Genomic DNA, 23,688 nt, shown 5'->3' with positions numbered 1-23,688 from the left:
GCCCCGCCGTCCCGGCTCCGGAGCGTCAGGCCTCGGCCGCGCCCGCCTCGATCGCCTCCTGCACCTCCGCCACCCGCTCGTGCTCCTCGGCCGCGAACCGCTCCGCGTCCAGCTTCTCCGCGATCTCCTCGTCCTGGGCCATCAGGAGGTCGAGGTTGGAGTTGCCCATCTCGAAGACGCCCATGTCGACATAGGCCTGCTGGAGCCGCTTGCCCCACAGGCCGATGTCCTTGACGCACGGGACGATGCGGCTGAACAGCAACTGCCGGAAGAGGTGCAGGAATTCGGACTGCTCGCTGTACTCCTCGGCCTCGGCCCTGGGGATGCCGAAGTTCTCCAGGACCTCGACCCCGCGCAGCCGGTCGCGCATCAGGTAGCAGCCCTCGATGACGAACTCCTCGCGCTCGCGCAGTTCGGCGTCGGTGAGCTGCTTGTAGTAGTCGCGCAGCGCCATCCGGCCGAAGGCGACGTGCCGGGCCTCGTCCTGCATGACATAGGCGAGGATCTGCTTGGGGAGCGGTTTGTCCGTGGTGTCGCGGATCATGCCGAAGGCGGCGAGCGCGAGGCCCTCGATGAGGACCTGCATCCCGAGGTAGGGCATGTCCCAGCGGGAGTCGCGCAGGGTGTCGCCGAGGAGTGCCTGCAGGTTGTCGTTGATGGGGTAGAGCATCCCGAGCTTCTCGTGCAGGAAGCGCGAGTAGATCTCCGCGTGGCGGGCCTCGTCCATCGTCTGGGTCGCGGAGTAGAGCTTGGCGTCCAGGTCGGGGACGGACTCGACGATCCGGGCCGCGCAGACCATCGCGCCCTGCTCGCCGTGCAGGAACTGGCTGAACTGCCAGGAGGCGTAGTGCTTGCGCAGCTCGCCCTTGTCCCGGTCGGTCATCTTGGCCCAGTACGGCGTCCCGTAGAGGTTCATCGCCTCGTCCGGGGTGCCGAGCGGATCGTGCGGGTCGACCTCCAAGTCCCAGTCGATCCGCTTCTGGCCGTCCCACTGCTTGTCCTTGCCCTTCTGGTAGAGGGCCAGCAGCCGGTCGCGCCCGTCGTCGTACTCCCAGCTGAAGCGTGCCGCTCCACTGGCCGGCACCCCCCACTGGGGGTCTCCCGCGTTCATGGCATAGAGCTCATACGTCGGCATACATCGCAGGCTCACACGAGGTAGACCCGGGGTCAACAAGTCGCGCGCAAGGGATTGACGAGCTTGCTGACAAGCAGTCTCATAAGACGTGACCGCCGGTAACCCTGGTGTGCCCGGCTCCTGTTCATCCGGTACGACGAGGTGGGAACAGTCATGACGACAGTCACGGAAGCCGATGTGCTGCGCGACGCGCTCGGCCTGCTCAAGGACCGGGAGCAGGTGGCCGAGCGCCTGCTCGACTCTTCCGCCAAGCACTCCTTCGACCCGGACAAGGAGCTGGACTGGGACGCTCCGTTCGAGCCGGGCAAGTGGTACTGGCCCCCGGAGCTGGTGTCGCTGTACGACACCCCGCTGTGGAAGCGGATGAGCGAGGAGCAGCGCATCGCGCTCTCGCAGCACGAGGCCGCCGCCCTCGCCTCGCTCGGCATCTGGTTCGAGATCATCCTGATGCAGCTGCTGGTCCGGCACATCTACGACAAGGCGGCGACGAGCGCCCACGTGCGGTACGCGCTCACCGAGATCGAGGACGAGTGCCGCCACTCGAAGATGTTCGCGCGCCTGATCAGCCGCGGCGGCACGCCGTACTACCCGGTGAGCCGGACGCACCAGAACCTGGGCCGGCTCTTCAAGACCGTCTCGACCACGCCCGGCTCCTTCACGGCCACCCTCCTCGGCGAGGAGGTGCTCGACTGGATGCAGCGCCTCACGTTCCCGGACGAGCGCGTCCAGAGCCTGATCCGCGGCGTCACGCGCATCCACGTCGTGGAGGAGGCCCGCCACGTCCGGTACGCCCGCGAGGAGCTGCGCCGCCAGATGATGACGGCGCCGCGCTGGTCCCAGGAGTTCACCCGGGTCACCTCCGGCGAGTTCGCCCGCGTCTTCTCGCAGGCCTTCATCAACCCCGAGGTCTACACGAACGTGGGCCTCGACCGGCGTGAGGCCGTCGCCCAGGTGCAGGCCAGCGGCCACCGCCGCGAGGTCATGCAGACCGGCTCCAAGCGCCTGACCGACTTCCTGGACGACATAGGCGTGCTGCGCGGAGTCGGACGGCGGCTGTGGAAGTCCTCGGGGCTACTGGCCTAGGGGCGGCCTTCGGATCAGCCCGGATCAGGCCGCGGCGCATGGTGCGGCGGGCCCGCGGTGGCGGCGTGCCCGTGCGCGAACACGGTTACGCTGCCCGACATGACCCCGCAGGCTCCCACCCCCGCCTACCGCCGGCTGAGCGTCGAGGAGCGGCGCAGTCAGCTGCTCGACGCGGCACTGTCCCTCTTCGCGCACCGCGCGCCCGAGGAGGTCTCGCTCGACGACGTCGCGGAGGCGGCGGGGGTCTCCCGGCCGCTGGTGTACCGGTACTTCCCCGGAGGCAAGCAGCAGTTGTACGAGGCCGCGCTGCGGTCGGCCGCCGAGGAACTGGAGCAGTGCTTCGCGGAGCCGCCGGAGGGACCGCTCACCCGGCGGCTGTCGCGGGCCCTCGACCGCTACCTCGCCTTTGTCGACCAGCACGACGCCGGGTTCAGCGCCCTGCTGCAGGGCGGCAGTGTCGTCGAGACCTCGCGGACGACGGCCATCGTGGACGGGGTGCGGCGGGCCGCCGCCGAGCACATCCTGAACCACCTGGAGGTGGCGGATCCGGGGCCCCGGCTGCGCATGACCGTACGGATGTGGATCACCTCGGTGGAGGCGGCGTCGCTGATCTGGCTCGACGAGGACAAGGAGCCGCCCCTCGACGAGCTGCGCGACTGGCTCGTCGAGCAGTTCGTGGCGGTGCTCGCGGCGACGGCGGGCCGGGACCCGCAGGCCGCAGCCGTGGTGCGGGCGGCGCTCGCCCTGGAGCCGGCGGACGGGCCCGTGGGCACGCTGCTCCGGCGGGTGCTGCCCGTGGTCGGCGACGCCGCGCACCTGCTGTGACACTGGGGACGTGAAGAGCGAAGACACCCCCTTCGAGGGCGGCCCGCTGGACGGCCGCGTCCTGCCCGTCCTGCTCGGAATGACCGGACACCCGCCGAAGGTGTACCGGGTCCCGGTGCCGGACGCCGCGGGCGGCCCCCCGACCGTCCTGGTCTACCGCCGGGTCCAGCGCGCGCACGGCGGGCGGTTCGGCCTGCACCCGGGGTGGAAGTACACGTACGACCCGACGGGCGGGAAGGGCGGTGGCCCGAGGTGGCCCTGGTCCCGGCCGGACGCCCGGACGGGCCCGGGCAACGGGACGGACCCGAGCACCAAGCCGGACCCGGGCACCGGGACGGGCCGGGAGCACGGAGCCACGCCGACCGGCAAGCCGGACGACGCCGACGAGTGACGTCGTTGGGCCGAACCGCCCACCTTCCGCGCGCGGTCCGCGCGCAGGCATCTGATCCTCACGGTGCGGGACGGAGACACCGGCCCCCTCCGGAGGTGATGGCATGTCAGGAAGGCTTCTGCACCTGGTCTGTACGGCGGCGGTGGCGGCCGGCGCGCTGCTCGCCCCCTCCCCCGCCCTGGCCGCTCCCGATCCGGACGCCGGCTCCCCCTCGGCCGCGACCGCGCCCGACGGCCGCTCCCTCGGCACCCTGTTGACGGACCTTCAGAAGCTGTACCGGCAGGCCGAACAGGCCACCGAGGCGTACAACGCGACCGAGGAGCGGCTGAAGGAGAAGCGGGCCGAGACGGAACGGCTGGAGAGACGACTGGCCGCGGCGCGGCTCTCGCTGCACGACAGCAGGGGCGACGCGGGACGGCTGGCCCGCCAGCAGTACCAGAACAGCAGCGAGCTCTCCCCCTACGTGCGGCTGCTGCTCGCCCGGGATCCGCAGCACGCGCTCGACGAGGGGCATGTGATCGGCCAGGTGGCGCGGGACCGGGCGGAGACCGTCGAACGGCTCACCGGTGACGAGAAGCGGACGGACGGCCTGGCGCGGGCGGCGCGCAAGGCCCTGGACGCCCAACTCACCCTCGCCGAGCGGCGGAAGAGGGACCGCGACGAGGTCAGGAGGAAACTGGCGGAGGTCGAGGAGCTGCTCGCCACGCTCAGCGCCGGACAGCTGGCGCGGCTGGCCGAGCTGGAGCAGGCGGGGACGGCGAAGGCCCAGCGGACGTTCATGGCGTCGGGCGCGCTCAGCAGCCGGCGCACCCCGTCCCGGGAGGGCGGCAGGGCGCTCCGGTACGCCGTGGAGCAGCTGGGCAAGCCCTATGAGTGGGGTGCGGAGGGTCCGGATGCCTACGACTGCTCGGGGCTGACCTCCCGGGCGTGGGAGGACGCGGGGCGGCCCATTCCGCGCACCAGCCAGGAGCAGTGGGCGGAGCTGGAGCGGATCCCGGTGGGCGAGCTGCGCCCGGGTGACCTGGTGGTCTACTTCCCCGAGGCCACGCATGTCGCCCTCTACCTGGGCGACGGCATGGTGGTGCAGGCCCCCCGGCCCGGCGCACGGATCAAGGTGTCGCCGATCGCGGCCAACCCGGTGGTGGGCGCCGTCCGGCCGGACCCGGACGGGGAGCCCCTGCGGCGCTATACGCCGCCGAAGCTCCCCCGGGGCGCCAGGGACGGGTCGGACGAGGGCTACTCCGCCGCCGCGCCCGTCACGGAGGCGAGGTAGGCCTCGGTCTTCTCGGGCTCGAAGAAGAAGTTCTCGAAGTCCGCCGGATCGTTGAAGCCGTTGGCGAAGCGGTCGGCGACGGGCTGGAGCTGACCGGCGGCGCCGATCAGGTTCAGCACGTGCTCCGGCGGGACGCCGAGCATCGCGTTGGTCCACTTGGTGACGTGCTGGGCGGTGTCCCAGTAGCGGTCGAAGGTGGCCTGCATCCAGGTCTCGTCGAACGGCTTGTCGCCCTGCTCCAGGATCGACGCGAGGTACGCGGCGGCGCACTTGGAGGCGGAGTTGGAGCCCTGTCCGGTGATCGGGTCGTTGGCGACGACGACGTCGGCGACGCCGAGCACCAGGCCGCCGCCGGGGAGCCGGCCGATCGGGTTGCGGACGGTGGGGGCGTAGCGGCCGGAGAGGGTGCCGCCGGCGTCGGTCAGCTCGACCCTGGTGGCCCGCGCGTACTCCCAGGGCGTGAACCGCTCCATGAGTTCCAGGGTCAGGGAGAGGTGCTCCGCGGGGTCCTTGACGCCGTTGAAGACGTCCAGCGGGCCGCCGGGTATGCCCTCCCAGAACAGGATGTCGGCCCGGCCCGAGGTGGTGAACGTCGGCATGACGAAGAGCTCGCCGACTCCGGGGACCAGGTTGCAGCGGACCGCGTCGTAGTCGGGGTGCTCCGGGCGCGGGCCCAGGCCGTGGACGTAGGAGACGGCGAGCGCGCGCTGCGGCTCGGCGTACGGCGAACGCGAGGCGTCGCGGCCGAACATGGAGACCAGCTCGCCCTTGCCTGCGGAGACCAGCACCAGGTCGTAGGTGCGGGAGAAGTAGTCGAGGTCGGAGACCGCCGCGCCGTGTATGACCAGCTGGCCGCCGCGCTGGGCGAACGTCTCCATCCAGCCGGCCATCTTCACGCGCTGGTCGACGGACTGCGCGTACCCGTCGAGCCTGCCCACCCAGTCGATCGCGCGCTGGGTCGGCCCCGGGTCGTGCGAGCCGGGTACCGCGACGGAGACGCCGAGCCCCTCGATCTTCGGGGCCTGGGACTCCCAGAAGTTCAGCTGGAGGTCGCGCTCGTGCTGGAGCGCGGTGTCGAACATGCACTGCGTCGACATGACCCGGCCGGACCGGATCTCGTCCGCCGTCCGGTTGGACATCAGGGTGACCTCGTACCCGTGCGACTGGAGGCCGAGGGCGAGCTGGAGTCCGGACTGGCCGGCTCCGACGACGAGTATCTTCCGCATGCGGGTCCTTAACTGTGCAGGGCGTACGACTTATTCGGGAGTGACGTCGAGTGCGTGGCCGACCAGGGCCAGCAGGGTCTCCACGACCGAGATCCGGCGCCGCGCGTCCATGATCATGACAGGTATGTGCGCGGGCACGGTGAGGGCCTCGCGCACGTCCTCCGGCTCGAACCGCTCACTGCCGTCGAAGTGGTTGACCGCGACGACGTACGGCAGTCCGCAGCTCTCGAAGTAGTCGAGTGCCGGGAAGCAGTCCGTCAGGCGGCGGGTGTCGGCGAGGACCACCGCACCGATCGCCCCGCGCACCAGGTCGTCCCACATGAACCAGAAGCGCTGCTGCCCCGGCGTGCCGAAGAGGTAGAGCACCAGGTCGTCGTCGAGCGTGATGCGGCCGAAGTCCATGGCCACCGTGGTGGTCAGCTTCTCCGGCGTCGCGCTCAGGTCGTCGGTGTCCTCGCTGGCCTGCGTCATCAGCGCCTCCGTCTGGAGGGGCGTGATCTCGGAGACCGCGGTGACGAGCGTGGTCTTGCCGACGCCGAAGCCGCCCGCCACCACGATCTTCGTGGCGATCGGAGCGCGCGTCCGGTCGGTCTGCCAGGCCTGAAGCTGCTCGTCGGGTTCGACGAGGGGGGAGACGTCGCTCCCGACGTCCGGGGAGACACCTGTGACGGTGTCAGAGACGGCGGAGTCCACTCAGCACCCTTTCCAGCAGAGCGCGGTCCGGCTGTCCCGGGCCGTGACCGGTTCCGTACACACGGATCTTTCCCTGGTCCGCCAGGTCGCTGAGCAGCACGCGGACCACGCCGAGCGGCATCTTCAGCAGCGCGGCGATCTCGGCCACCGTACGCATCCGGCGGCAGAGTTCGACGATGGCCCGCATCTCGGGCATCACCCGGGTGGCGAGGGAGCCGTTCGTCAGTTCCCGGCGCTCCTCGGGGGCGTCCAGGGCCGCCACGAACGTCTCGACGAGCAGCACGTGCCCGAAGCGGGTACGGCCGCCGGTGAGCGAGTAGGGGCGCACACGGGCGGGTTTGCGGTCGCCGCCGCGGACGGGGAGCCTGGACGCGGTCATCGGGCACTCCCCATCGACTCGGTCTCCAGCGATCTGCGCAGCTCGCTGCGGAGTTCGGGGGTCAGCACGTGTCCGGCCCGGCCGACGAAGAGCGCCATGTGGTACGCCACCACGCTCATGTCGCAGTCCGGGGAGCCGTGCACACCGAGCAGCGAGCCGTCGCTGATCGACATGACGAAGAGGCTGCCCTCGTCCATGGCGACCATCGTCTGCTTGACCCCGCCGCCGTCCATCAGCTTGGCGGCGCCGACGGTGAGGCTGCCGATGCCGGAGACGATGGTGGCCAGGTCGGCGGCGGACCCCTTGGGGCCGGCGTTGCGCTGCTCGGCCGCCGTCCGTGCCTCCGCGTTCCTCCCGGGGTCGGAGGAGAGCAGGAGCAGGCCGTCGGAGGAGACGACCGCGACCGACAGCAGGCCCGGCACCTCCTCGACGAGATTCGTCAGCAGCCAGTGCAGGTTGCGGGCCTCACTGCTCAGTCCGAAGGTACTGGGCGCGGTCAACTGCTTGCCTCCTCGACTGTGCCCCCCGTGGCTGATACGTCGTGTGCCGTGGATACGGCGTCCGCCGCGGGCGTCCTCGTCTGCGACGTCTCCTCGGCGATCTCCGCCTCGACGTCGCGGCGGCCTTCCTGCGCACCCCGGTGGAATCCGCCGAGCCTGCGGCGCAGGGCCTCGGCGTCCACCCCTCCGGTGCGCTGCCTCGGGGCCGGCGCGGGTGCCGAGATCTTCGGCGTGCGCTTGGGCAGACCCTTGGCGGTGACCCGCTGCGGCTCGTCCTCGGCGCGCTCGTGGGCGTCGGGGCCGATGGCGTAGGGGTCGGTGGTGGTCTGGGCGGGGAGGCCGACGTCCGTGGGGGGCTCGGAGTCGGCTCCGGATGGGGTCTCGGGCTCCGCCGTGGAGGCGGGGGTCTCGTCCGCCGGGAGCTCGGGGGCCAGCAGCTCCATGGTCGTCTCGGCGGGCCGCTCGGGGCCGGAGCCGGTTTCGTCCCGGTCCGGGGCCTCGTCGGCGAAGGTCTCCGCAGCCGTCTCCCCGGCTGCCGGGTGTGCCGCGGCCGGGTCGGCGGGGGGCTCCTCCACGCCGCCGTCGTGCGCGGCGTGGGTCCGTACCGCTTCCTCGGCCGCCGCTATCAGCGGGTCCCCGACCGGGCCGGCCGGCTCCGGGGAACCGGCCTCGGCGGACCGGGCCGTGATCGAACGGCCGCGCAGGACGTTGGAGTTGGCCTCGGCGTCCACGCCCGGCAGGGACAGCGCGGGGGCGCTTCCGGGGACGGGTGCGGCCTGCGTCCCGGCGGGCGCGGCGGCGGCCGGAGCGGCGGCCAGCAGCGCCTTGGGCAGGACGACGACCGCGGCGACACCGCCCTGCTTCTGCTCGCGCAACTGCACGCGCACGCCGTGGCGGTGGGCGAGCCGCGCCACCACGTAGAGGCCGAGTCCGAGGCCCTCGCCGCTCTCCTCGTCGTAGGCGTCGTCCGGGTCGAAGTCGGCGAGCCGGGAGTTGAGCTGGGTCATGCGCTCCGAGGTCATGCCGATGCCCTCGTCCTGCACGGAGAGCATCACCTCGCCGCTCTCCAGGAGCCACCCGGAGACCTCGACGGTCATGTCGGGCGGGGAGAACGAGGTGGCGTTCTCCAGCAGTTCGGCCACCAGGTGGCTCAGGTCGTCGGCGGCGAAGCCGGCGAGGTGCGCGTGCGGCGGCAGCGCGGCGATCCGCACCCGCTCGTACCGCTCGATCTCGCTGACCGCGGCCCGTACGACGTCGACCAGCGGGACCGGGCCCGCGTGCTGCTGGACGTGCTCGGCACCGGCGAGGACCAGCAGGTTCTCGCTGTGCCGCCGCATCACGGTGGCGAAGTGGTCGAGCTTGAAGAGGGTGGCGAGGCGCTCGGGGTCCTGCTCGCGCTCCTCCAGGTTCTCGATGACGGCGAGCTGCCGCTCGACGAGGCCGAGTGAGCGCAGCGCCAGGTTGACGAAGGTGCCGTGAATGCTGTGCCGCACCTGCTCCAGGTGGGCGGTGGCCGAAGCGAGTTCGGTGCGCAGCCGGTCGCGCTCGTCGGCCATCGTCTGGCGCTTGCCGATCAGGTGCTTGCGGTCGGCCTCCAGGGTGGCCTGCCGTTCGTGCAGCGCTGCGGCGTGCGCGCGCAGCGCGTTGACGGACCGGACGACCTGCGCGAACTCGTCGTTGCGGCCGGTGAACTTGACCGGTTCCTCGGTGGCCGGGTCGGCGGCCACCCGGGCCGAGCCGATCCGCAGGACGGCCAGCGGGCGGGTGAGGGTGCGGGCCATCGCCGTGGCGACGCCGACGGCGAGCAGCAGCAGCGCGCCGAGGAGGGCGACGCGCAGTTCGAGGCCGGTCACGTCGTCGTCGCGCAGGTGCGCGAGGTCCTTGGTGCGGCGGTCGTTGAGCGAGGCCTCGACGCCGCGCATCAGGTCGATGCGGGCGGACAGGGCCGCGTCCAGCTTCTTGACGCCGGTGCCGAGTTCGGCGTCGGAGAGCGTCGGCTGGTCCGTGAGGGTCGCCAGGTACTTGTCGGCCGAGGTGACGTCGGGCCCGTTGACCGTGGAGTCGTACGAGTTCCGGGCGGTCTTGGGCGCGGTGTCGTGGAAGTCGGCCAGGGCCGAGTCGGAGCGCAGGCGGGCCTGCTGGGCGGCGGCGCTGAGGGCGTCGCGCTGCTTGGTGTCGGCGTCCGACGAACTCTCCGTGGTGGTCGGCAGACCGGTGACCGGGTCGATCGAGGTCCGCTCGGAGCGCGGGACGTTGAGCGCCGCGAGGAGCAGCCCGCGGGCGGCGGCGGCCTGCTGGACGGCGGTGTCGAGTTCGGCGAGGGCGTACGCGCCGGAGCCCGCGCGGGGCGGCAGCAGCTCCGCCAGTTCCTCGGCCAGGCCGTGCAGTTCGGTGATGGCCTCGGAGTACGCCTGGTGCGCTTCGAGAGCGGTGCTCTTGCCGGTCAGCGCGGCTCTGCGCACGGTCGCGACGGCGTCCAGGTCCTCGCGCAGCGAGGCGGGGGCGTCGGTGTCCGCGCGCAGTTCCTCGACCTGCCGGTCCACCCGTGCGCTGCGCTGCTCGGAGGGCGCCTTGGTCTTGGGGCGGCCGGCCGCGATGTACGAGGTGACCTCGTCGCGCTCGTCGGCCAGCGAGTGGGCGAGGGTGAGCGCCTCCTGGGTCTGCCGGGCGAGCGTCACCAGATCCTGGGAGTCGCTCAGTTGCCCCGAGGCGGCGAGGACGGTCGGGGCGCCCGCTCCCGCGATGGCCGCCGCGACGACCGCCACGGCGACGATGAGCCGGTTGCGTACGTGGGCGGGACGGCCCCTGCCCGCGGAGTCGGCGGCGGCGTCGCCGGTCGCACCCTCCTTGGAGGCCGTCTGCTTGCCTGTGCGCCGAGGCCGCATTTTCTGCACCGGTGCTCGCATTCCTGACTCGTGTACCCATGGGCCCGGGTGACGTTCCGTCAACTGGGGCGTCCGCCGCCCGGTACGGCTCCCGACCCTCCCAGTGCCGGTGGGCAGTGGTCCCGCATCGTCCGAGCCGCCACCCGAAGGAGTGAACCTCGGCGAGGAGTTGGCGGGCAAGTTCCCGCGGCGCGTGCCGCGGGCCCGCGCGGCGGGCCGGTTGGACGTCGGCGGCGCGCTTTGGCAGTATTCGCCGCCACGCGTCACCGGAGTCGATCATTCCATGCCAAACCAGGCGTCTGACCTGGCGGTCGGCGCCGTCCGGCGGCCGGCGCCGGTCTTCGGTCAATGGTGTGAAGGCCTCGTGCAGACTGGCCGGATGCGCACTGAACTCGTCACGCGGCCCGGTGACCCGGACCGCCCCAATGAGGACTTCGCCGCGGTCGGACTTCCGGCCTCAGGACAGGGCGGCGCCCTGGTCGTGCTGGACGGCGTGACGCCCCCGAAGGGGGACGCCGGCTGTCGGCATTCGGTCCCCTGGTTCACCGCGCGACTGGGCGGGGCGCTGACCGAACTATCCGTTTCGCAACCGGATGTGACGCTGCCGGAGGTGCTCACGCACGCGATCCGGCGGACGGCCGCGGCACACGCCGACACGTGTGACCTTTCTCACCCGCGCACGCCCCAGGCAACCGTCGTCCTCGCGCGCTGGTCCGCCCACACGGTCGAATACCTGGTGCTGTCGGACTCCGCGCTGCTGCTCCAGGCCCCCACCGGCGAGGTGACCGCGGTGCTGGACGACCGCCTCTCCCGCATCCCGATGGCCTCCCTGGCCACGGACGCCGTCGCGGACGCGACCGTCCGCAACAAGGAGGGCGGCTTCTTCACCGCGGCGGCCGACGTCTCGGTGGCCCGGCGGGCGGTGACCGGGACCCTGCCCCGGCGGGACGTCCGCGCCCTGGCCGCCCTGACGGACGGGGCGGCCCGCTGGACGGAGAAGTTCCATCAGGGCGGCTGGACGGACCTGTTCACCCTCGTCCGCAAGGAGGGTGCGGAGTCGCTCGTCGAGCGCACCCGGGCGCTGGAGACGGCGGACGCCGAGAACCGGACGCATCCGCGCCGCGGCAAGACCCACGACGACGCGACGGTGGTGTTCGTGGAGCTGTGAGCCCCCGGGAAGGGGCCGCCGGCGGTCCGGCCCCGGACGGCGCCCCTACGCGCCTTCCACTCCCCGGTTCAACTGATGCAGCAGCCGCGCCAGTTCCGCGACCTCGCGCGGGTCCCAGCCGGCGAGCTGGCGGACGTAGCGCGCGCGGCGCGCCTCCCGTACCGCCCGGAAGCGCACCCGTCCCTCCTCCGTGAGGTGGACGAGCCAGGCGCGGCCGTCCGCCGGGTCGGGCTCGCGGGCGACGAGGCCGAGTTCCTCCAGGGCGCGCAGCTGGCGGGACATGGTCGCCTTCCCCACCCCGATGTACGCGGCGAGTTCGGTGGCCCGCTGGCGGCCGCACTCCTCCAGCCGGACCAGGAGCCCGTAGGCGGAGGACTCCAGGTCGGGGTGGACCTCCCGGGCCATCTCGCCGGAGGAGGCGCGGGCGCGTCGCAGAAACACGGTCAACTCGCGTTCCAGCGCGGGGAATTCCTGGTCCACACCATTCCCCGCCGTGGTGGATTCGACGTGATGCCCGTCGTCCGTCGCGTGCTCGTGCACGTCAGCACCCCTGACCCGGTTTCCCGATCCTGAAAGTTTCCGCCAAAAGTGGCCGTTGCCGCAGCTCCGTCAGTATTTCGCAGGAGTAGACCAACGGCAGCCTCCGGCCCCTCTTCCCACCCCCTCTTCTACGTGCGTAGCTTCTTCAGCAGGCAAAGACTGGCATGCCCACGCCATCGACCGGTCGAGGACGACCCGTCTCCCCAGGAGCGCGTGCGGCTGCCCGTGGTTCTCCCGCTCTCCCCCCACCGAGCATCACCGCGCACCACCGAACCCCTCGGAGGCACGCCATGCCCGTGCACAGATGCGGAACCGCCCGCCCCCCGCGCTTCGCCCAGCCTCTCCCCAGGGCCGGCGTCCTGCTCGCCGCGCTCGCCCTCCTGCTCACCCTTCCGGCGACGCTCGCCGAGGCCGCAGACACGCCCGCCCGCGGCTCCGCCCACATGGGGATGGGCGTCCTCGCGCACGACGGCCGGGACGGGACGCCGTCCACCGGTGACGCCGCCCAGACGGAGGGCGTCGACGTCAGCAGCCACCAGGGCAACGTCGCCTGGTCGACCCTGTGGAACAGCGGGGTCAGGTGGGCCTACGTCAAGGCGACGGAGGGGACGTACTACACGAGCCCCTACTTCGCCCAGCAGTACAACGGCTCCTACAACGTGGGCATGATCCGCGGCTCGTACCACTTCGCGACCCCCGACACGACCGGCGGGGCCACCCAGGCGAACTACTTCGTGGACCACGGCGGCGGCTGGTCGCGGGACGGCAGGACCCTGCCGGGCGCCCTCGACATCGAATGGAACCCGTACGGAGCCGCCTGCTACGGCAAGACCCAGAGCGCGATGGTCACCTGGATCCGCGACTTCCTGAACCAGTACAAGGCGCGCACCGGCCGGGACGCCGTCCTCTACACGGCCACCACCTGGTGGACCCAGTGCACCGGCAACTACGGCGGTTTCGCCACGGCCAACCCGCTGTGGATCGCCCGTTACGCCGCCGACCCGGGCACGCTGCCCGCCGGCTGGGGCTTCTACACGATGTGGCAGTACACGTCCTCGGGCCCGACGGTCGGCGACCACGACAAGTTCAACGGCGCCCTCGACCGCGTGGCCGCCCTCGCCAACGGCTAGGGGCCGTCCGGCACGACGGCGCGGGAAGGCCCGGACCCCGCAGGGGCCCGGGCCTCCCCGACCGGTGGGCGTCCCTCACGCCGCCACCGGCACCTCCGCCTCCGCGCCGTTCGTCGCCGGGGCGAGCGCCAGCTCCAGTACCTGGCGGACGTCCGTGACCGCGTGCACGTCGAGCTTCTCCAGCACCTCGGCCGGGACGTCGTCCAGGTCGGCCTCGTTGCGCTTGGGGATGACGACCGTGGTCACACCCGCCCGGTGGGCGGCCAGCAGCTTCTGCTTGACGCCGCCGATGGGCAGCACCCGTCCGGTCAGGGACACCTCACCGGTCATCGCCACGTCCGTGCGGACCAGTCGGCCGCTGAGCAGCGACGCCAGGGCCGTCGTCATCGTGACGCCCGCGCTCGGTCCGTCCTTCGGGACGGCGCCCGCCGGGAAGTGGATGTGCACACCCCGGTCCTTCAGGTCGCCGACCGGCAGCTCCAGTTCGGCTCCGCGGGAGCGCAGGAAGCTCAGCGCGATCTGCGCGGACTCCTTCATCACGTCGCCGAGCTGGCCCGTCAGGGTCAGACCCGCCGCGCCCGTCTCCGGGTCGGCCAGCGACGCCTCCACGTAGAGGACGTCGCCGCCCGCGCCGGTGACCGCGAGGCCGGTCGCGACCCCGGGCACCGCCGTACGGCGCTCGGCCGGGTCCTGGGCGGACTCCGGCACGTGGTGCGGCCGCCCGATGAGACCGCGCAGATCCGCGTCGGTCACCGTGAACGGCAGCTCCCGATCGCCCAGTTCGTGCTGGGCCGCGACCTTGCGCAGCAGCCGGGCCACCGACCGCTCCAGGTTCCGCACACCCGCCTCCCGGGTGTACTCGCCGGCGAGCTTGCGCAGCGCGCTCTCGTCGAGCGCGACCTCGTCCTTCTCCAGACCGGCCCGCTCCAGCTGACGCGGGAGCAGGTGGTCGCGGGCGATGACGACCTTCTCGTCCTCGGTGTAGCCGTCCAGGCGGACCAGCTCCATCCGGTCGAGCAGCGCCTCCGGGATGGCTTCGAGCACGTTGGCCGTGGCCAGGAACACCACGTCCGAGAGGTCCAGTTCGACCTCCAGGTAGTGGTCGCGGAAGGTGTGGTTCTGCGCCGGGTCGAGCACTTCGAGCAGCGCCGCGGCAGGGTCCCCGCGGAAGTCGGAACCGACCTTGTCGATCTCGTCGAGCAGCACGACCGGGTTCATCGACCCGGCTTCCTTGATCGCGCGGACGATCCGGCCGGGCAGCGCGCCGACATAGGTGCGGCGGTGGCCCCGGATCTCCGCCTCGTCCCGCACACCGCCGAGGGCGACACGGACGAACTTGCGGCCCATGGCGTGCGCGACGGACTCGCCGAGCGAGGTCTTGCCGACGCCGGGCGGTCCGACGAGCGCGAGCACGGCACCGCCGCGCCGGCCGCCGACCACGCCCAGGCCCCGGTCGCCGCGCCGCTTGCGCACCGCCAGGTACTCCGTGATGCGCTCCTTCACGTCCTGCAGGCCCGCGTGCTCGGCGTCCAGTACGCGCTGGGCGCCCCGGATGTCGTACGCGTCCTCGGTGCGCTCGTTCCACGGGAGTTCGAGCACGGTGTCGAGCCAGGTGCGGATCCAGGAGCCCTCGGGCGACTGGTCGCTCGCGCGCTCCAGCTTCTCGACCTCCTTGAGAGCGGCCTCACGGACCTTCTCGGGGAGATCGGCGGCCTCCACGCGCGCCCGGTAGTCGTCGGACTCCTCGCCGTCCTGGGAATCCCCGTTCAGCTCGCGCAGTTCCTTGCGTACGGCTTCGAGCTGGCGGCGCAGCAGGAACTCGCGCTGCTGCTTGTCGACGCCTTCCTGGACGTCCTTGGCGATGGACTCGGCGACGTCCTGCTCGGCGAGGTGCTCGCGGAGCTGCTCGGTGGCCAGCTTCAGCCGGGCGACCGGGTCGGCGGTCTCCAGCAGCGCCACCTTCTGCTCCGTGGAGAGGAAGGGCGAGTAACCGGAATTGTCGGCGAGGGCGGAGACGTCCTCGATGGCCTGCACCCGGTCCACGACCTGCCAGGCGCCGCGCTTGCGCAGCCAGCTGGTGGCGAGGGCCTTGTACTCCTTGACGAGGTCCGCCACCTGGCCGGGCAGCGGGTCGGGCACGGTCTCGTCGATTCGCGTGCCCTCGACCCACAGGGCGGCACCGGGGCCGGTGGTGCCCGCGCCGATCTTCACGCGCCCCCGCCCGCGGATCAGGGCGCCCGGGTCGCCGTCGGCCAGGCGGCCGACCTGCTCGACGGTGCCGAGCACGCCCGTGCCCGGGTACGCCCCGTCGACGCGGGGCACCAGCAGCACCTTCGGTTTGCCGGGTTCGGACCGCGCGGCGGCCTGGGCGGCCTCCACCGCGGCGCGGACGTCGGCGTCGTTCAGGTCCAGCGGAACCACCATTCCGGGCAGCACGACCTCGTCGTCGAGCGGCAGCACGGGCAGGATGAGCGGTGTGAACGCCGTGGACTCAGTAGCCATGATCTCCCCTTCGGCAGTCAAGTTGAGCTATGCCGACTCAATGCACGTGAGCCTCCGATTGTTCCCCTCGCCGCGTTCGCTCTGAGCGATCACTTCCACGGACCGCCATCTCGACCCGCGCAGGCAGGTTGGGTAATACTCCAAATACGTCATTGCCTATTACGGAGGTTGCGGTGGGCGGGATCGTGCGGGCGTGGGTGGACGGGTGGGTGGTGTCCCGGGGAGCGGCACCGCCCGTGACGGAGCGCTGGGGGTACACGATCGACGTGGGGCAGGCGGAGCACGTCACACGGCACGTGTTCGACGCGACCGGGGACGCCGTCGAGGAGGCGGCCGTGCGGAAGGTCGCGGACGCGGTGACCGGGACCGGCGTGTGGCTCAAGGTCTTCGCGGAGCCGTCGGCCGTCGGGCCCTCACTGGGCGCGGGCTGGTGGGTGGACCCGGAGCCGGGTTTCCTCATGACGGCCGGGCTGACCGGCTCCGGCACGACGTCCGGCGACGGCGGCGGGCCTCCGCAGGGGTACCGGCTGCGCAGCTGGTCGCGGGGCGGGGTGGGCCACGCCCTCGTCGTCGCGCCGGACGGCTCCTGGGCGGCCCACGGCCAGGTCGCACCGACCGGCGCGACCGCGGTCCTCGACCGGATCGAGACCGCCCCGGAGCACCGCCGCAGAGGCCTGGGCCGGCTGGTCGTCCGCACCCTCGTCCACACGGCGGTCGCGCAGGGCGCCGTGACGGGAGTCCTGGCCGGCACACCGGACGGCCGGGCCCTGTACGAGTCCCTGGGGTGGCGGGTGGAGGCGCCGCTGACGAGCGCGCGCCACACGGCGGGCTGAGAGGGGCGCCGGGCGGCGAAACCCGACGAGGGCACCGGCCCCGGCTCGGGGGCGCGGTGGCCCCGGCCGGGGCGGACTCCCACCGCTGCGGCCCCCGGCGCACGAGCCCCGGGGGCGGCCGGGGCGGTCGAGCCCGGGAACGCCCGGGCGGTCGCGGGGCGGCCGGGGCGGTCGAGCCCCGAGGTCGCCCGGGCGGTCGGAAAATCCCGCCGGGACCTGCCGCGCAACTGCCAGGATGGGCGCCATGACTGCCACGTACGACACCCCTGTGGTCATCGATCGCCGGGAGGGCCCGTACGGCGAGGTCGTGCTGCGGCGCCACGGCGGGCTGCTGCAGATCATCGCCAACGGATGCTTCCTGATGGACACCTCCGACGGCCGCTCGGAGCGGCTGCTCGTCGACGCCGCGTACGACGCCCTGGACGGGCGCGCGGCGCCGAGCGTGCTGATCGGCGGCCTCGGCGTCGGCTTCTCGCTCGCACACGCCGCCGCGGATCCGCGCTGGGGCCGCATCACCGTCGTCGAGCGCGAGTCGGCCGTCATCGGCTGGCACCGCGACGGACCGCTCTCCGCGCTGTCCTCCGAGGCGCTCGCCGATCCGCGGACGGAAATCCTGGAGGCCGATCTCGTCGCGCACGTCAATGAGATCTCCGCCACGTACGACGCCCTGTGCCTGGACATCGACAACGGACCCGGCTGGACGGTCACCGAGGGCAACGACAGCCTGTACGCCGAGGCCGGACTGGCAAGCTGCGCACGGGCGTTGAGGCCCGGCGGCGTGCTCGCGGTGTGGTCCGCGCAACCCTCTCCGGAATTTGAAGGAACCTTGCGGAATGCCGGATTCCAACGGGTGCGTACCGAAGAGATCCCCGTTGCCCGGGGCGTTCCCGACGTGGTGCACCTCGCGGTAAGGCCTGGATAGCCGAGCCGCGGTGACTGCCCGTACTCTGCTTCCCTGACGCGGATCATTCAAGCGTCAAGCGCAGTCATGGGATCACCCCACGGATTCCGGAAAGCACACTTCAGGGGCGGGCGATGGAGCAGACACACACCTCCCACAACGGCACGGCGGCGACGCCCGGCGCTCAGCGGCGGGTGCTGGTGGTCGAGGACGACCCGACGATCGTCGACGCCATCGCGGCCCGTCTGCGAGCCGAGGGATTCCTGGTGCAGACGGCGGGCGACGGCCCGGCCGCGGTCGACACCGCCGAGGCCTGGCAGCCCGACCTGCTGATCCTCGACATCATGCTGCCCGGCTTCGACGGCCTGGAGGTCTGCCGCCGCGTGCAGGCCCAGCGCCCGGTACCCGTCCTCATGCTCACGGCCCGCGACGACGAGACGGACATGCTGGTCGGCCTCGGCGTCGGTGCCGACGACTACATGACGAAGCCGTTCTCGATGCGCGAGCTGGCCGCCCGGGTGCACGTCCTGCTGCGCCGCGTGGAGCGTGCCGTGGTGGCCGCGTCGACGCCGCGCAGCGGCATCCTGCGCCTCGGCGAGCTGGAGATCGACCACGCCCAGCGCCGGGTCCGGGTCCGCTCCGAGGACGTGCACCTGACGCCCACCGAGTTCGACCTGCTGGTCTGCCTGGCGAACACCCCGCGCGCGGTGCTGTCCCGCGAGCAGCTGCTCGCCGAGGTCTGGGACTGGGCGGACGCCTCCGGGACGCGCACCGTCGACAGCCACATCAAGGCCCTGCGCCGGAAGATCGGCGCCGAGCGCATCCGCACGGTCCACGGCGTGGGCTACGCGCTGGAGACCCCGACTCCCTGAGCCGGGCCGCTGTTCGGGACCTCTTGAGGGGGCGGATGTGATGAGCGGGTTCGGGGCGCGCAAGGGTGCAGGCCCCTGGGGAGGCGTACGGCCCTTCTCGATCAAGACGAAGCTCGGCACGCTGGTCGTGGTCTCCGTCCTCATCACCACCGGCCTGCTCATGATCGCGGTGCGCACCGAGACCGAGCTGCGCTTCATCACCGTCTTCTCGATGATCGCCACCCTGCTGATCACGCAGTTCGTGGCGCATTCGCTCACCGCCCCGCTGGACGAGATGAACACGGTCGCCCGGTCCATCTCGCACGGCGACTACACGCGCCGGGTGAGCGACGGCCGCCGGGACGAGCTGGGCGACCTGGCCCAGACGATCAACCTCATGGCGGACGAGCTGGAGGCCCAGGACCGCCAGCGCAAGGAACTCGTGGCCAATGTCTCCCACGAGCTGCGCACCCCCATCGCCGGCCTGCGCGCGGTCCTGGAGAACGTGGTCGACGGCGTCTCGGCCGCCGACCCCGAGACGATGCGCACGGCCCTGAAGCAGACCGAGCGCCTCGGCCGCCTGGTGGAGACCCTGCTCGACCTCTCCCGGCTCGACAACGGCGTCGTGCCGCTGAAGAAGCGCCGCTTCGAGGTCTGGCCGTACCTGTCCGGCGTCCTCAAGGAGGCCAACATGGTAGCCTCCGCGCGCGCGGGCATCGCCTCCGGCTCCGGCAGCCACACCCGCACGGACGTCCACCTGCACCTGGACGTGTCCCCGCCCGAGCTGACCGCCCACGCGGACCCCGAGCGGATCCACCAGGTCGTCGCCAACCTCATCGACAACGCGGTCAAGCACAGCCCGCCGCACGGCCGGGTGACGGTGAAGGCCCGCCGGGGCGTCTCCCCCGAGTCGCTGGACCTGGAGGTCCTCGACGAGGGCCCCGGCATCCCGAAGTCGGAGTGGCACCGGGTCTTCGAGCGGTTCAACCGCGGTGGCGTCCCCTCGCCGCACGGCCCGGGCAGCGACGGCGGTACGGGCCTGGGGCTCGCCATCGCCCGCTGGGCGGTCGATCTGCACGGCGGCCGGATCGGAGTGGCCGAATCCCAGCGGGGCTGCCGGATCCAGGTCACCCTTCCGGGCCTGTCTTCACTGCCGAGTTGACGTAGGGTTCGAACCGGAGCCACAAGATCCACCTCTGTCCGCACTGGCGGACACGTGTGAGCAGGCAGGGGCCCGCGTCCGCAAGGCCGTGCGGCCGGGCCGACGTACCCGCTCCGAAGCGGAACCACGCTTGTTTCCCGCCATTTCCAGCCCCGAAACACGCTTTCCGATGTGACTTACGCGACGATGACCAGCCCGGCCTGACCTTCTCGGCCGGGGAGGCGTAGCCTTTATTCCCGCTGTCCATCACCTTGTGAAGCGGAAGAGGGCGGTTGCCGCCGTGTCGCCACAGTCCCCCAGTAACTCGAGCATCTCGACCGACGACCAAGCCGGGAAGAACCCGGCTGCGGCGTTCGGTCCCAATGAGTGGCTCGTCGACGAGATCTATCAGCAGTACCTCCAGGACCCGAACTCGGTAGACCGAGCCTGGTGGGACTTCTTCGCCGATTACAAGCCGGGCGGCGCGACCGCCACGGCTGCGGCGGGTACTGCGGCCACGGGGGCCGCAGGCACCAGCGCATCGGCTCCGGCCGCGCCTGCCGCCCCGGCGCAGGCCGCGCCCGCGGCACCCGCGGCTCCGGCCCAGGCCGCACCGGCCCAGGCCGCCCCTGCGGCCCCCGCCGCAGCTCCGGCCGCTCCGGCGGCCCCGAAGCCCGCTGCCGCCGCCCCGGCTCCCGCCAAGGCCGCTCCGGCCGCCGCGAAGCCGAAGGCCGCACCGGCCACCGAGGCCCCCGAAGGCCCCGAGTACGTGACGCTGCGCGGCCCCGCCGGCGCCGTCGCGAAGAACATGAACGCCTCCCTGGAGCTGCCCACGGCCACGTCCGTGCGCGCGGTCCCGGTGAAGCTGCTGTTCGACAACCGCATCGTCATCAACAACCACCTGAAGCGCGCCCGGGGCGGGAAGATCTCCTTCACCCACCTCATCGGCTACGCGATGGTGCAGGCCATCAAGGCCATGCCGTCGATGAACTGGCACTACACGGAGAAGGACGGGAAGCCCACCCTCGTCAAGCCGCCGCACGTCAACTTCGGCCTCGCCATCGACCTGGTGAAGCCCAACGGCGACCGCCAGCTGGTCGTCGCGGGCATCAAGAAGGCCGAGACGCTGAACTTCTTCGAGTTCTGGCAGGCCTACGAGGACATCGTCCGCCGCGCCCGCGACGGCAAGCTGACGATGGACGACTTCACCGGGGTCACGGTCTCGCTGACCAACCCCGGCGGCCTCGGCACCGTCCACTCGGTCCCGCGCCTGATGCCCGGACAGTCGGTCATCATGGGCGTCGGCTCCATGGACTACCCCGCGGAGTTCCAGGGCACCTCCCAGGACACCCTGAACAAGCTCGGCATCTCGAAGGTCATGACGCTCACGTCGACCTACGACCACCGGGTCATCCAGGGCGCCGCCTCCGGCGAGTTCCTGCGGATCGTCGCGAACCTGCTGCTCGGCGAGAACGGCTTCTTCGACGAGATCTTCGAGGCGCTGCGCATCCCCTACGAGCCGGTCCGCTGGCTCAAGGACATCGACGCCTCGCACGACGACGACGTCACCAAGGCGGCGCGGGTCTTCGAGCTGATCCACTCCTACCGGGTCCGCGGCCACGTCATGGCCGACACCGACCCGCTGGAGTACCGCCAGCGCAAGCACCCCGACCTGGACATCACCGAGCACGGCCTCACGCTCTGGGACCTGGAGCGCGAGTTCGCCGTCGGCGGCTTCGCCGGCAAGTCCCTGATGAAGCTGCGCGACATCCTCGGCGTGCTGCGCGACTCGTACTGCCGCACCACCGGTGTCGAGTTCATGCACATCCAGGACCCCAAGCAGCGCAGGTGGATCCAGGACCGCATCGAGCGCTCGCACACCAAGCCGGAGCGCGAGGAGCAGCTGCGCATCCTGCGCCGGCTGAACGCGGCGGAGGCCTTCGAGACCTTCCTGCAGACGAAGTACGTCGGCCAGAAGCGCTTCTCCCTGGAGGGCGGCGAGTCCGTCATCCCGCTGCTCGACGCGGTGCTCGACTCGGCCGCCGAGTCGCGCCTGGACGAGGTCGTCATCGGCATGGCCCACCGCGGCCGGCTGAACGTCCTCGCCAACATCGTCGGCAAGTCGTACGCGCAGATCTTCCGCGAGTTCGAGGGCAACCTCGACCCGAAGTCGATGCACGGCTCCGGCGACGTGAAGTACCACCTGGGCGCCGAGGGCACCTTCACCGGCCTCGACGGCGAGCAGATCAAGGTCTCGCTGGCCGCGAACCCCTCGCACCTGGAGGCGGTCGACCCGATCCTCGAGGGCATCGCCCGCGCCAAGCAGGACATCATCAACAAGGGCGGCACGGACTTCACGGTCCTGCCGGTCGCCCTGCACGGTGACGCGGCCTTCGCCGGCCAGGGCGTCGTGGCCGAGACGCTCAACATGTCCCAGCTGCGCGGCTACCGCACCGGCGGCACGGTTCACGTCGTCATCAACAACCAGGTCGGCTTCACCGCCGCCCCGGAGTCCTCGCGCTCCTCGATGTACGCCACCGACGTGGCCCGCATGATCGAGGCGCCGATCTTCCACGTGAACGGCGACGACCCCGAGGCCGTCGTCCGCGTCGCTCGCCTGGCCTTCGAGTTCCGCCAGGCGTTCAACAAGGACGTCGTCATCGACCTCATCTGCTACCGCCGCCGCGGTCACAACGAGTCGGACAACCCGGCCTTCACCCAGCCGCTGATGTACGACCTGATCGACAAGAAGCGCTCGGTGCGCAAGCTCTACACCGAGTCCCTCATCGGTCGCGGGGACATCACCCTGGAGGAGGCCGAGCAGGCGCTGCAGGACTACCAGGGCCAGCTGGAGAAGGTCTTCACGGAGGTCCGTGAGGCCACGTCGCAGCCGGGCGAGGCGCCCGTCTCCGACCCGCAGGCCCAGTTCCCGGTCGCCGTGAACACCGCGGTCTCCGCGGAGGTCGTCAAGCGGATCGCCGAGTCCCAGGTCAACATCCCCGACCGCGTCACCGTCCACCCGCGTCTGCTGCCCCAGCTGCAGCGCCGCGCGTCGATGGTCGAGGACGGCACGATCGACTGGGGCATGGGCGAGACGCTCGCGATCGGCTCCCTGCTCCTGGAGGGCACCCCGGTCCGCCTCTCCGGCCAGGACTCCCGCCGCGGCACCTTCGGCCAGCGCCACGCGGTCCTCATCGACCGCGAGACGGGCGAGGACTTCACGCCGCTGCTGTACCTGTCCGAGGACCAGGCCCGCTACAACGTCTACGACTCGCTGCTCAGCGAGTACGCGGCGATGGGCTTCGAGTACGGCTACTCGCTGGCCCGCCCCGAGGCGCTGGTGATGTGGGAGGCGCAGTTCGGCGACTTCGTCAACGGCGCGCAGACGGTCGTGGACGAGTTCATCTCGTCGGCGGAGCAGAAGTGGGCCCAGACGTCGGGCGTCACCCTGCTCCTCCCGCACGGTTACGAGGGCCAGGGCCCGGACCACTCGTCCGCCCGCCCGGAGCGCTTCCTCCAGATGTGCGCGCAGAACAACATGACGGTCGCCATGCCGACGCTCCCGTCGAACTACTTCCACCTCCTGCGGTGGCAGGTGCACAACCCGCACCACAAGCCGCTGGTGGTCTTCACGCCGAAGTCGATGCTGCGCCTGAAGGCGGCGGCGTCGAAGGCGGAGGAGTTCACGACGGGCCAGTTCCGTCCGGTCATCGGCGACGCGTCCGTGGACCCGGCCTCGGTCCGCAAGGTCGTCTTCTGCGCCGGAAAGGTCTACTACGACCTGGAGGCGGAGCGCACCAAGCGCGGTGTCACGGACACGGCCATCATCCGCATCGAGCGCCTGTACCCGCTGCCGGGTGCCGAGCTCCAGGCGGAGATCGCCAAGTACCCGAACGCCGAGAAGTACCTGTGGGCCCAGGAGGAGCCGGCGAACCAGGGCGCATGGCCCTTCATCGCCCTCAACCTGATCGACCACCTGGACCTGGCGGTCGGCGCGGACGTCCCGCACGGCGAGCGGCTGCGGCGCATCTCGCGTCCGCACTCGTCCTCCCCGGCGGTGGGTTCGGCCAAGCGCCACCAGGCGGAGCAGGAGCAGCTGGTGCGCGAGGTGTTCGAGGCGTGAGCCGCTGAGCACCCCCGAGCGACCGAGGACCGGCCCCACCGCCCTGCCAGGCGGTGGGGCCGGTCCCGTTCGCCGGGGCGTCCGACGCGGTACGGGACGGCCGTCGCGG

At 71.7% G+C, this 23,688-nt stretch carries 19 protein-coding genes; 11 read left to right on the top strand and 8 right to left on the bottom strand.

The genetic code is table 11. The features are described 5' to 3' along the window. Positions 1 to 25 precede the first annotated feature (25 nt). Positions 26 to 1,135: a ferritin-like domain-containing protein gene (locus tag ACZ4NT_RS10215; RefSeq protein WP_121405952.1), complete on the bottom strand. Its 1,110-nt coding sequence runs from the start codon at positions 1,133 to 1,135 to the stop codon at positions 26 to 28. 153 nt (positions 1,136 to 1,288) lie between these two features. On the opposite strand from ACZ4NT_RS10215, the gene ACZ4NT_RS10210 reads away from it, so the two are divergent. The 4 genes from ACZ4NT_RS10210 to ACZ4NT_RS10195 all read left to right on the top strand — a co-directional run bounded on the left by ACZ4NT_RS10210 (position 1,289) and on the right by ACZ4NT_RS10195 (position 4,707). Then, entirely contained in the window at positions 1,289 to 2,218 is a 930-nt protein-coding gene (locus ACZ4NT_RS10210; RefSeq protein ID WP_121405951.1) for an AurF N-oxygenase family protein, read from the top strand. A 99-nt stretch (positions 2,219 to 2,317) separates the two neighbouring features. Beyond that, entirely contained in the window at positions 2,318 to 3,043 is a 726-nt protein-coding gene (locus ACZ4NT_RS10205; protein ID WP_121405950.1) for a TetR/AcrR family transcriptional regulator, read from the top strand. A 10-nt stretch (positions 3,044 to 3,053) separates the two neighbouring features. Next, positions 3,054 to 3,434, top strand: coding sequence for a hypothetical protein (locus ACZ4NT_RS10200; RefSeq protein WP_121405949.1), 381 nt, complete (start codon positions 3,054 to 3,056; stop codon positions 3,432 to 3,434). 103 nt (positions 3,435 to 3,537) lie between these two features. Then, positions 3,538 to 4,707, top strand: coding sequence for a C40 family peptidase (locus ACZ4NT_RS10195; protein ID WP_467724624.1), 1,170 nt, complete (start codon positions 3,538 to 3,540; stop codon positions 4,705 to 4,707). Here the strand turns inward: ACZ4NT_RS10195 and ACZ4NT_RS10190 are convergent. From ACZ4NT_RS10190 to ACZ4NT_RS10170, 5 genes are read right to left on the bottom strand one after another with little or no spacing between them, the layout of a single operon-like run. Continuing rightward, on the bottom strand, positions 4,671 to 5,933 hold the full coding sequence (locus ACZ4NT_RS10190) for a styrene monooxygenase/indole monooxygenase family protein (protein WP_121405947.1): 1,263 nt from the start codon (positions 5,931 to 5,933) through the stop codon (positions 4,671 to 4,673). The genes ACZ4NT_RS10195 and ACZ4NT_RS10190 overlap by 37 nt on opposite strands. Positions 5,934 to 5,963: 30 nt before the next feature. Next, positions 5,964 to 6,626, bottom strand: coding sequence for a GTP-binding protein (locus ACZ4NT_RS10185; RefSeq protein WP_467724622.1), 663 nt, complete (start codon positions 6,624 to 6,626; stop codon positions 5,964 to 5,966). After that, complete coding sequence (locus ACZ4NT_RS10180; RefSeq protein WP_121405945.1) at positions 6,607 to 7,005, bottom strand: DUF742 domain-containing protein; 399 nt, start codon at positions 7,003 to 7,005, stop codon at positions 6,607 to 6,609. The genes ACZ4NT_RS10185 and ACZ4NT_RS10180 overlap by 20 nt, the downstream gene beginning before the upstream one ends. Beyond that, a complete protein-coding gene (locus ACZ4NT_RS10175) occupies positions 7,002 to 7,505 on the bottom strand; it encodes a roadblock/LC7 domain-containing protein (protein ID WP_121405944.1) in 504 nt (167 codons plus the stop codon). The genes ACZ4NT_RS10180 and ACZ4NT_RS10175 overlap by 4 nt, the downstream gene beginning before the upstream one ends. Continuing rightward, positions 7,502 to 10,399 (bottom strand): sensor histidine kinase, encoded by a 2,898-nt coding sequence (locus ACZ4NT_RS10170; protein ID WP_467724619.1) that lies wholly within the window; start codon positions 10,397 to 10,399, stop codon positions 7,502 to 7,504. The genes ACZ4NT_RS10175 and ACZ4NT_RS10170 overlap by 4 nt, the downstream gene beginning before the upstream one ends. Positions 10,400 to 10,769: 370 nt before the next feature. On the opposite strand from ACZ4NT_RS10170, the gene ACZ4NT_RS10165 reads away from it, so the two are divergent. Beyond that, on the top strand, positions 10,770 to 11,558 hold the full coding sequence (locus ACZ4NT_RS10165; RefSeq protein WP_121405942.1) for a protein phosphatase 2C domain-containing protein: 789 nt from the start codon (positions 10,770 to 10,772) through the stop codon (positions 11,556 to 11,558). Positions 11,559 to 11,603: 45 nt separating this feature from the next. On the opposite strand, the gene ACZ4NT_RS10160 is transcribed toward ACZ4NT_RS10165, so the two are convergent. Next, positions 11,604 to 12,098, bottom strand: coding sequence for a MarR family transcriptional regulator (locus ACZ4NT_RS10160; RefSeq protein ID WP_121405941.1), 495 nt, complete (start codon positions 12,096 to 12,098; stop codon positions 11,604 to 11,606). A gap of 290 nt (positions 12,099 to 12,388) precedes the next feature. Here ACZ4NT_RS10160 and ACZ4NT_RS10155 point away from each other — a divergent pair, with 290 nt between their 5' ends. Further along, positions 12,389 to 13,228 carry a lysozyme gene (locus ACZ4NT_RS10155; RefSeq protein ID WP_467724617.1) on the top strand — a complete coding sequence of 280 codons (840 nt, stop codon included), beginning with the start codon at positions 12,389 to 12,391 and terminating at the stop codon, positions 13,226 to 13,228. Between the two features lie 75 nt (positions 13,229 to 13,303). Here ACZ4NT_RS10155 and lon read toward each other — a convergent pair whose 3' ends face one another. Next, positions 13,304 to 15,730, bottom strand: coding sequence for an endopeptidase La (gene lon / locus ACZ4NT_RS10150; protein ID WP_467724615.1), 2,427 nt, complete (start codon positions 15,728 to 15,730; stop codon positions 13,304 to 13,306). 173 nt (positions 15,731 to 15,903) lie between these two features. Between lon and ACZ4NT_RS10145 the strand changes: the two genes are divergently transcribed. The 5 genes from ACZ4NT_RS10145 (at position 15,904) to ACZ4NT_RS10125 (ending at position 23,579) form a co-directional block, all read left to right on the top strand. After that, a complete protein-coding gene (locus tag ACZ4NT_RS10145; RefSeq protein WP_467724613.1) occupies positions 15,904 to 16,563 on the top strand; it encodes a GNAT family N-acetyltransferase in 660 nt (219 codons plus the stop codon). 244 nt (positions 16,564 to 16,807) lie between these two features. After that, complete coding sequence (locus tag ACZ4NT_RS10140; RefSeq protein ID WP_467724611.1) at positions 16,808 to 17,485, top strand: spermidine synthase family protein; 678 nt, start codon at positions 16,808 to 16,810, stop codon at positions 17,483 to 17,485. Positions 17,486 to 17,598: 113 nt separating this feature from the next. Further along, positions 17,599 to 18,336: a response regulator transcription factor gene (locus tag ACZ4NT_RS10135; protein WP_054236710.1), complete on the top strand. Its 738-nt coding sequence runs from the start codon at positions 17,599 to 17,601 to the stop codon at positions 18,334 to 18,336. Between the two features lie 40 nt (positions 18,337 to 18,376). Then, positions 18,377 to 19,477, top strand: a complete 1,101-nt coding sequence (locus ACZ4NT_RS10130) for a sensor histidine kinase (RefSeq protein WP_121405936.1) — start codon at positions 18,377 to 18,379, stop codon at positions 19,475 to 19,477. Between the two features lie 280 nt (positions 19,478 to 19,757). After that, a complete protein-coding gene (locus ACZ4NT_RS10125) occupies positions 19,758 to 23,579 on the top strand; it encodes a multifunctional oxoglutarate decarboxylase/oxoglutarate dehydrogenase thiamine pyrophosphate-binding subunit/dihydrolipoyllysine-residue succinyltransferase subunit (protein WP_121405934.1) in 3,822 nt (1,273 codons plus the stop codon). The last annotated feature ends 109 nt before the right edge of the window (positions 23,580 to 23,688 follow it).

Source organism: Streptomyces sp. NPDC026417, from assembly GCF_055567695.1.
The sequence above is the reverse complement of the archived record's forward strand: the minus strand, read 5'-3'. Positions and strand labels throughout refer to the sequence as shown.

Coding starts and splice junctions, on each gene's coding strand:
- ACZ4NT_RS10215 (WP_121405952.1), bottom strand. CDS start 1,135: ATGCCGACGTATGAGCTCTATGCCATGAACGCGGGAGACCCCCAGTGG.
- ACZ4NT_RS10210 (WP_121405951.1), top strand. CDS start 1,289: ATGACGACAGTCACGGAAGCCGATGTGCTGCGCGACGCGCTCGGCCTG.
- ACZ4NT_RS10205 (WP_121405950.1), top strand. CDS start 2,318: ATGACCCCGCAGGCTCCCACCCCCGCCTACCGCCGGCTGAGCGTCGAG.
- ACZ4NT_RS10195 (WP_467724624.1), top strand. CDS start 3,538: ATGTCAGGAAGGCTTCTGCACCTGGTCTGTACGGCGGCGGTGGCGGCC.
- ACZ4NT_RS10190 (WP_121405947.1), bottom strand. CDS start 5,933: ATGCGGAAGATACTCGTCGTCGGAGCCGGCCAGTCCGGACTCCAGCTC.
- ACZ4NT_RS10180 (WP_121405945.1), bottom strand. CDS start 7,005: ATGACCGCGTCCAGGCTCCCCGTCCGCGGCGGCGACCGCAAACCCGCC.
- ACZ4NT_RS10165 (WP_121405942.1), top strand. CDS start 10,770: ATGCGCACTGAACTCGTCACGCGGCCCGGTGACCCGGACCGCCCCAAT.
- ACZ4NT_RS10155 (WP_467724617.1), top strand. CDS start 12,389: ATGCCCGTGCACAGATGCGGAACCGCCCGCCCCCCGCGCTTCGCCCAG.
- lon (WP_467724615.1), bottom strand. CDS start 15,730: ATGGCTACTGAGTCCACGGCGTTCACACCGCTCATCCTGCCCGTGCTG.
- ACZ4NT_RS10140 (WP_467724611.1), top strand. CDS start 16,808: ATGACTGCCACGTACGACACCCCTGTGGTCATCGATCGCCGGGAGGGC.
- ACZ4NT_RS10135 (WP_054236710.1), top strand. CDS start 17,599: ATGGAGCAGACACACACCTCCCACAACGGCACGGCGGCGACGCCCGGC.
- ACZ4NT_RS10130 (WP_121405936.1), top strand. CDS start 18,377: ATGAGCGGGTTCGGGGCGCGCAAGGGTGCAGGCCCCTGGGGAGGCGTA.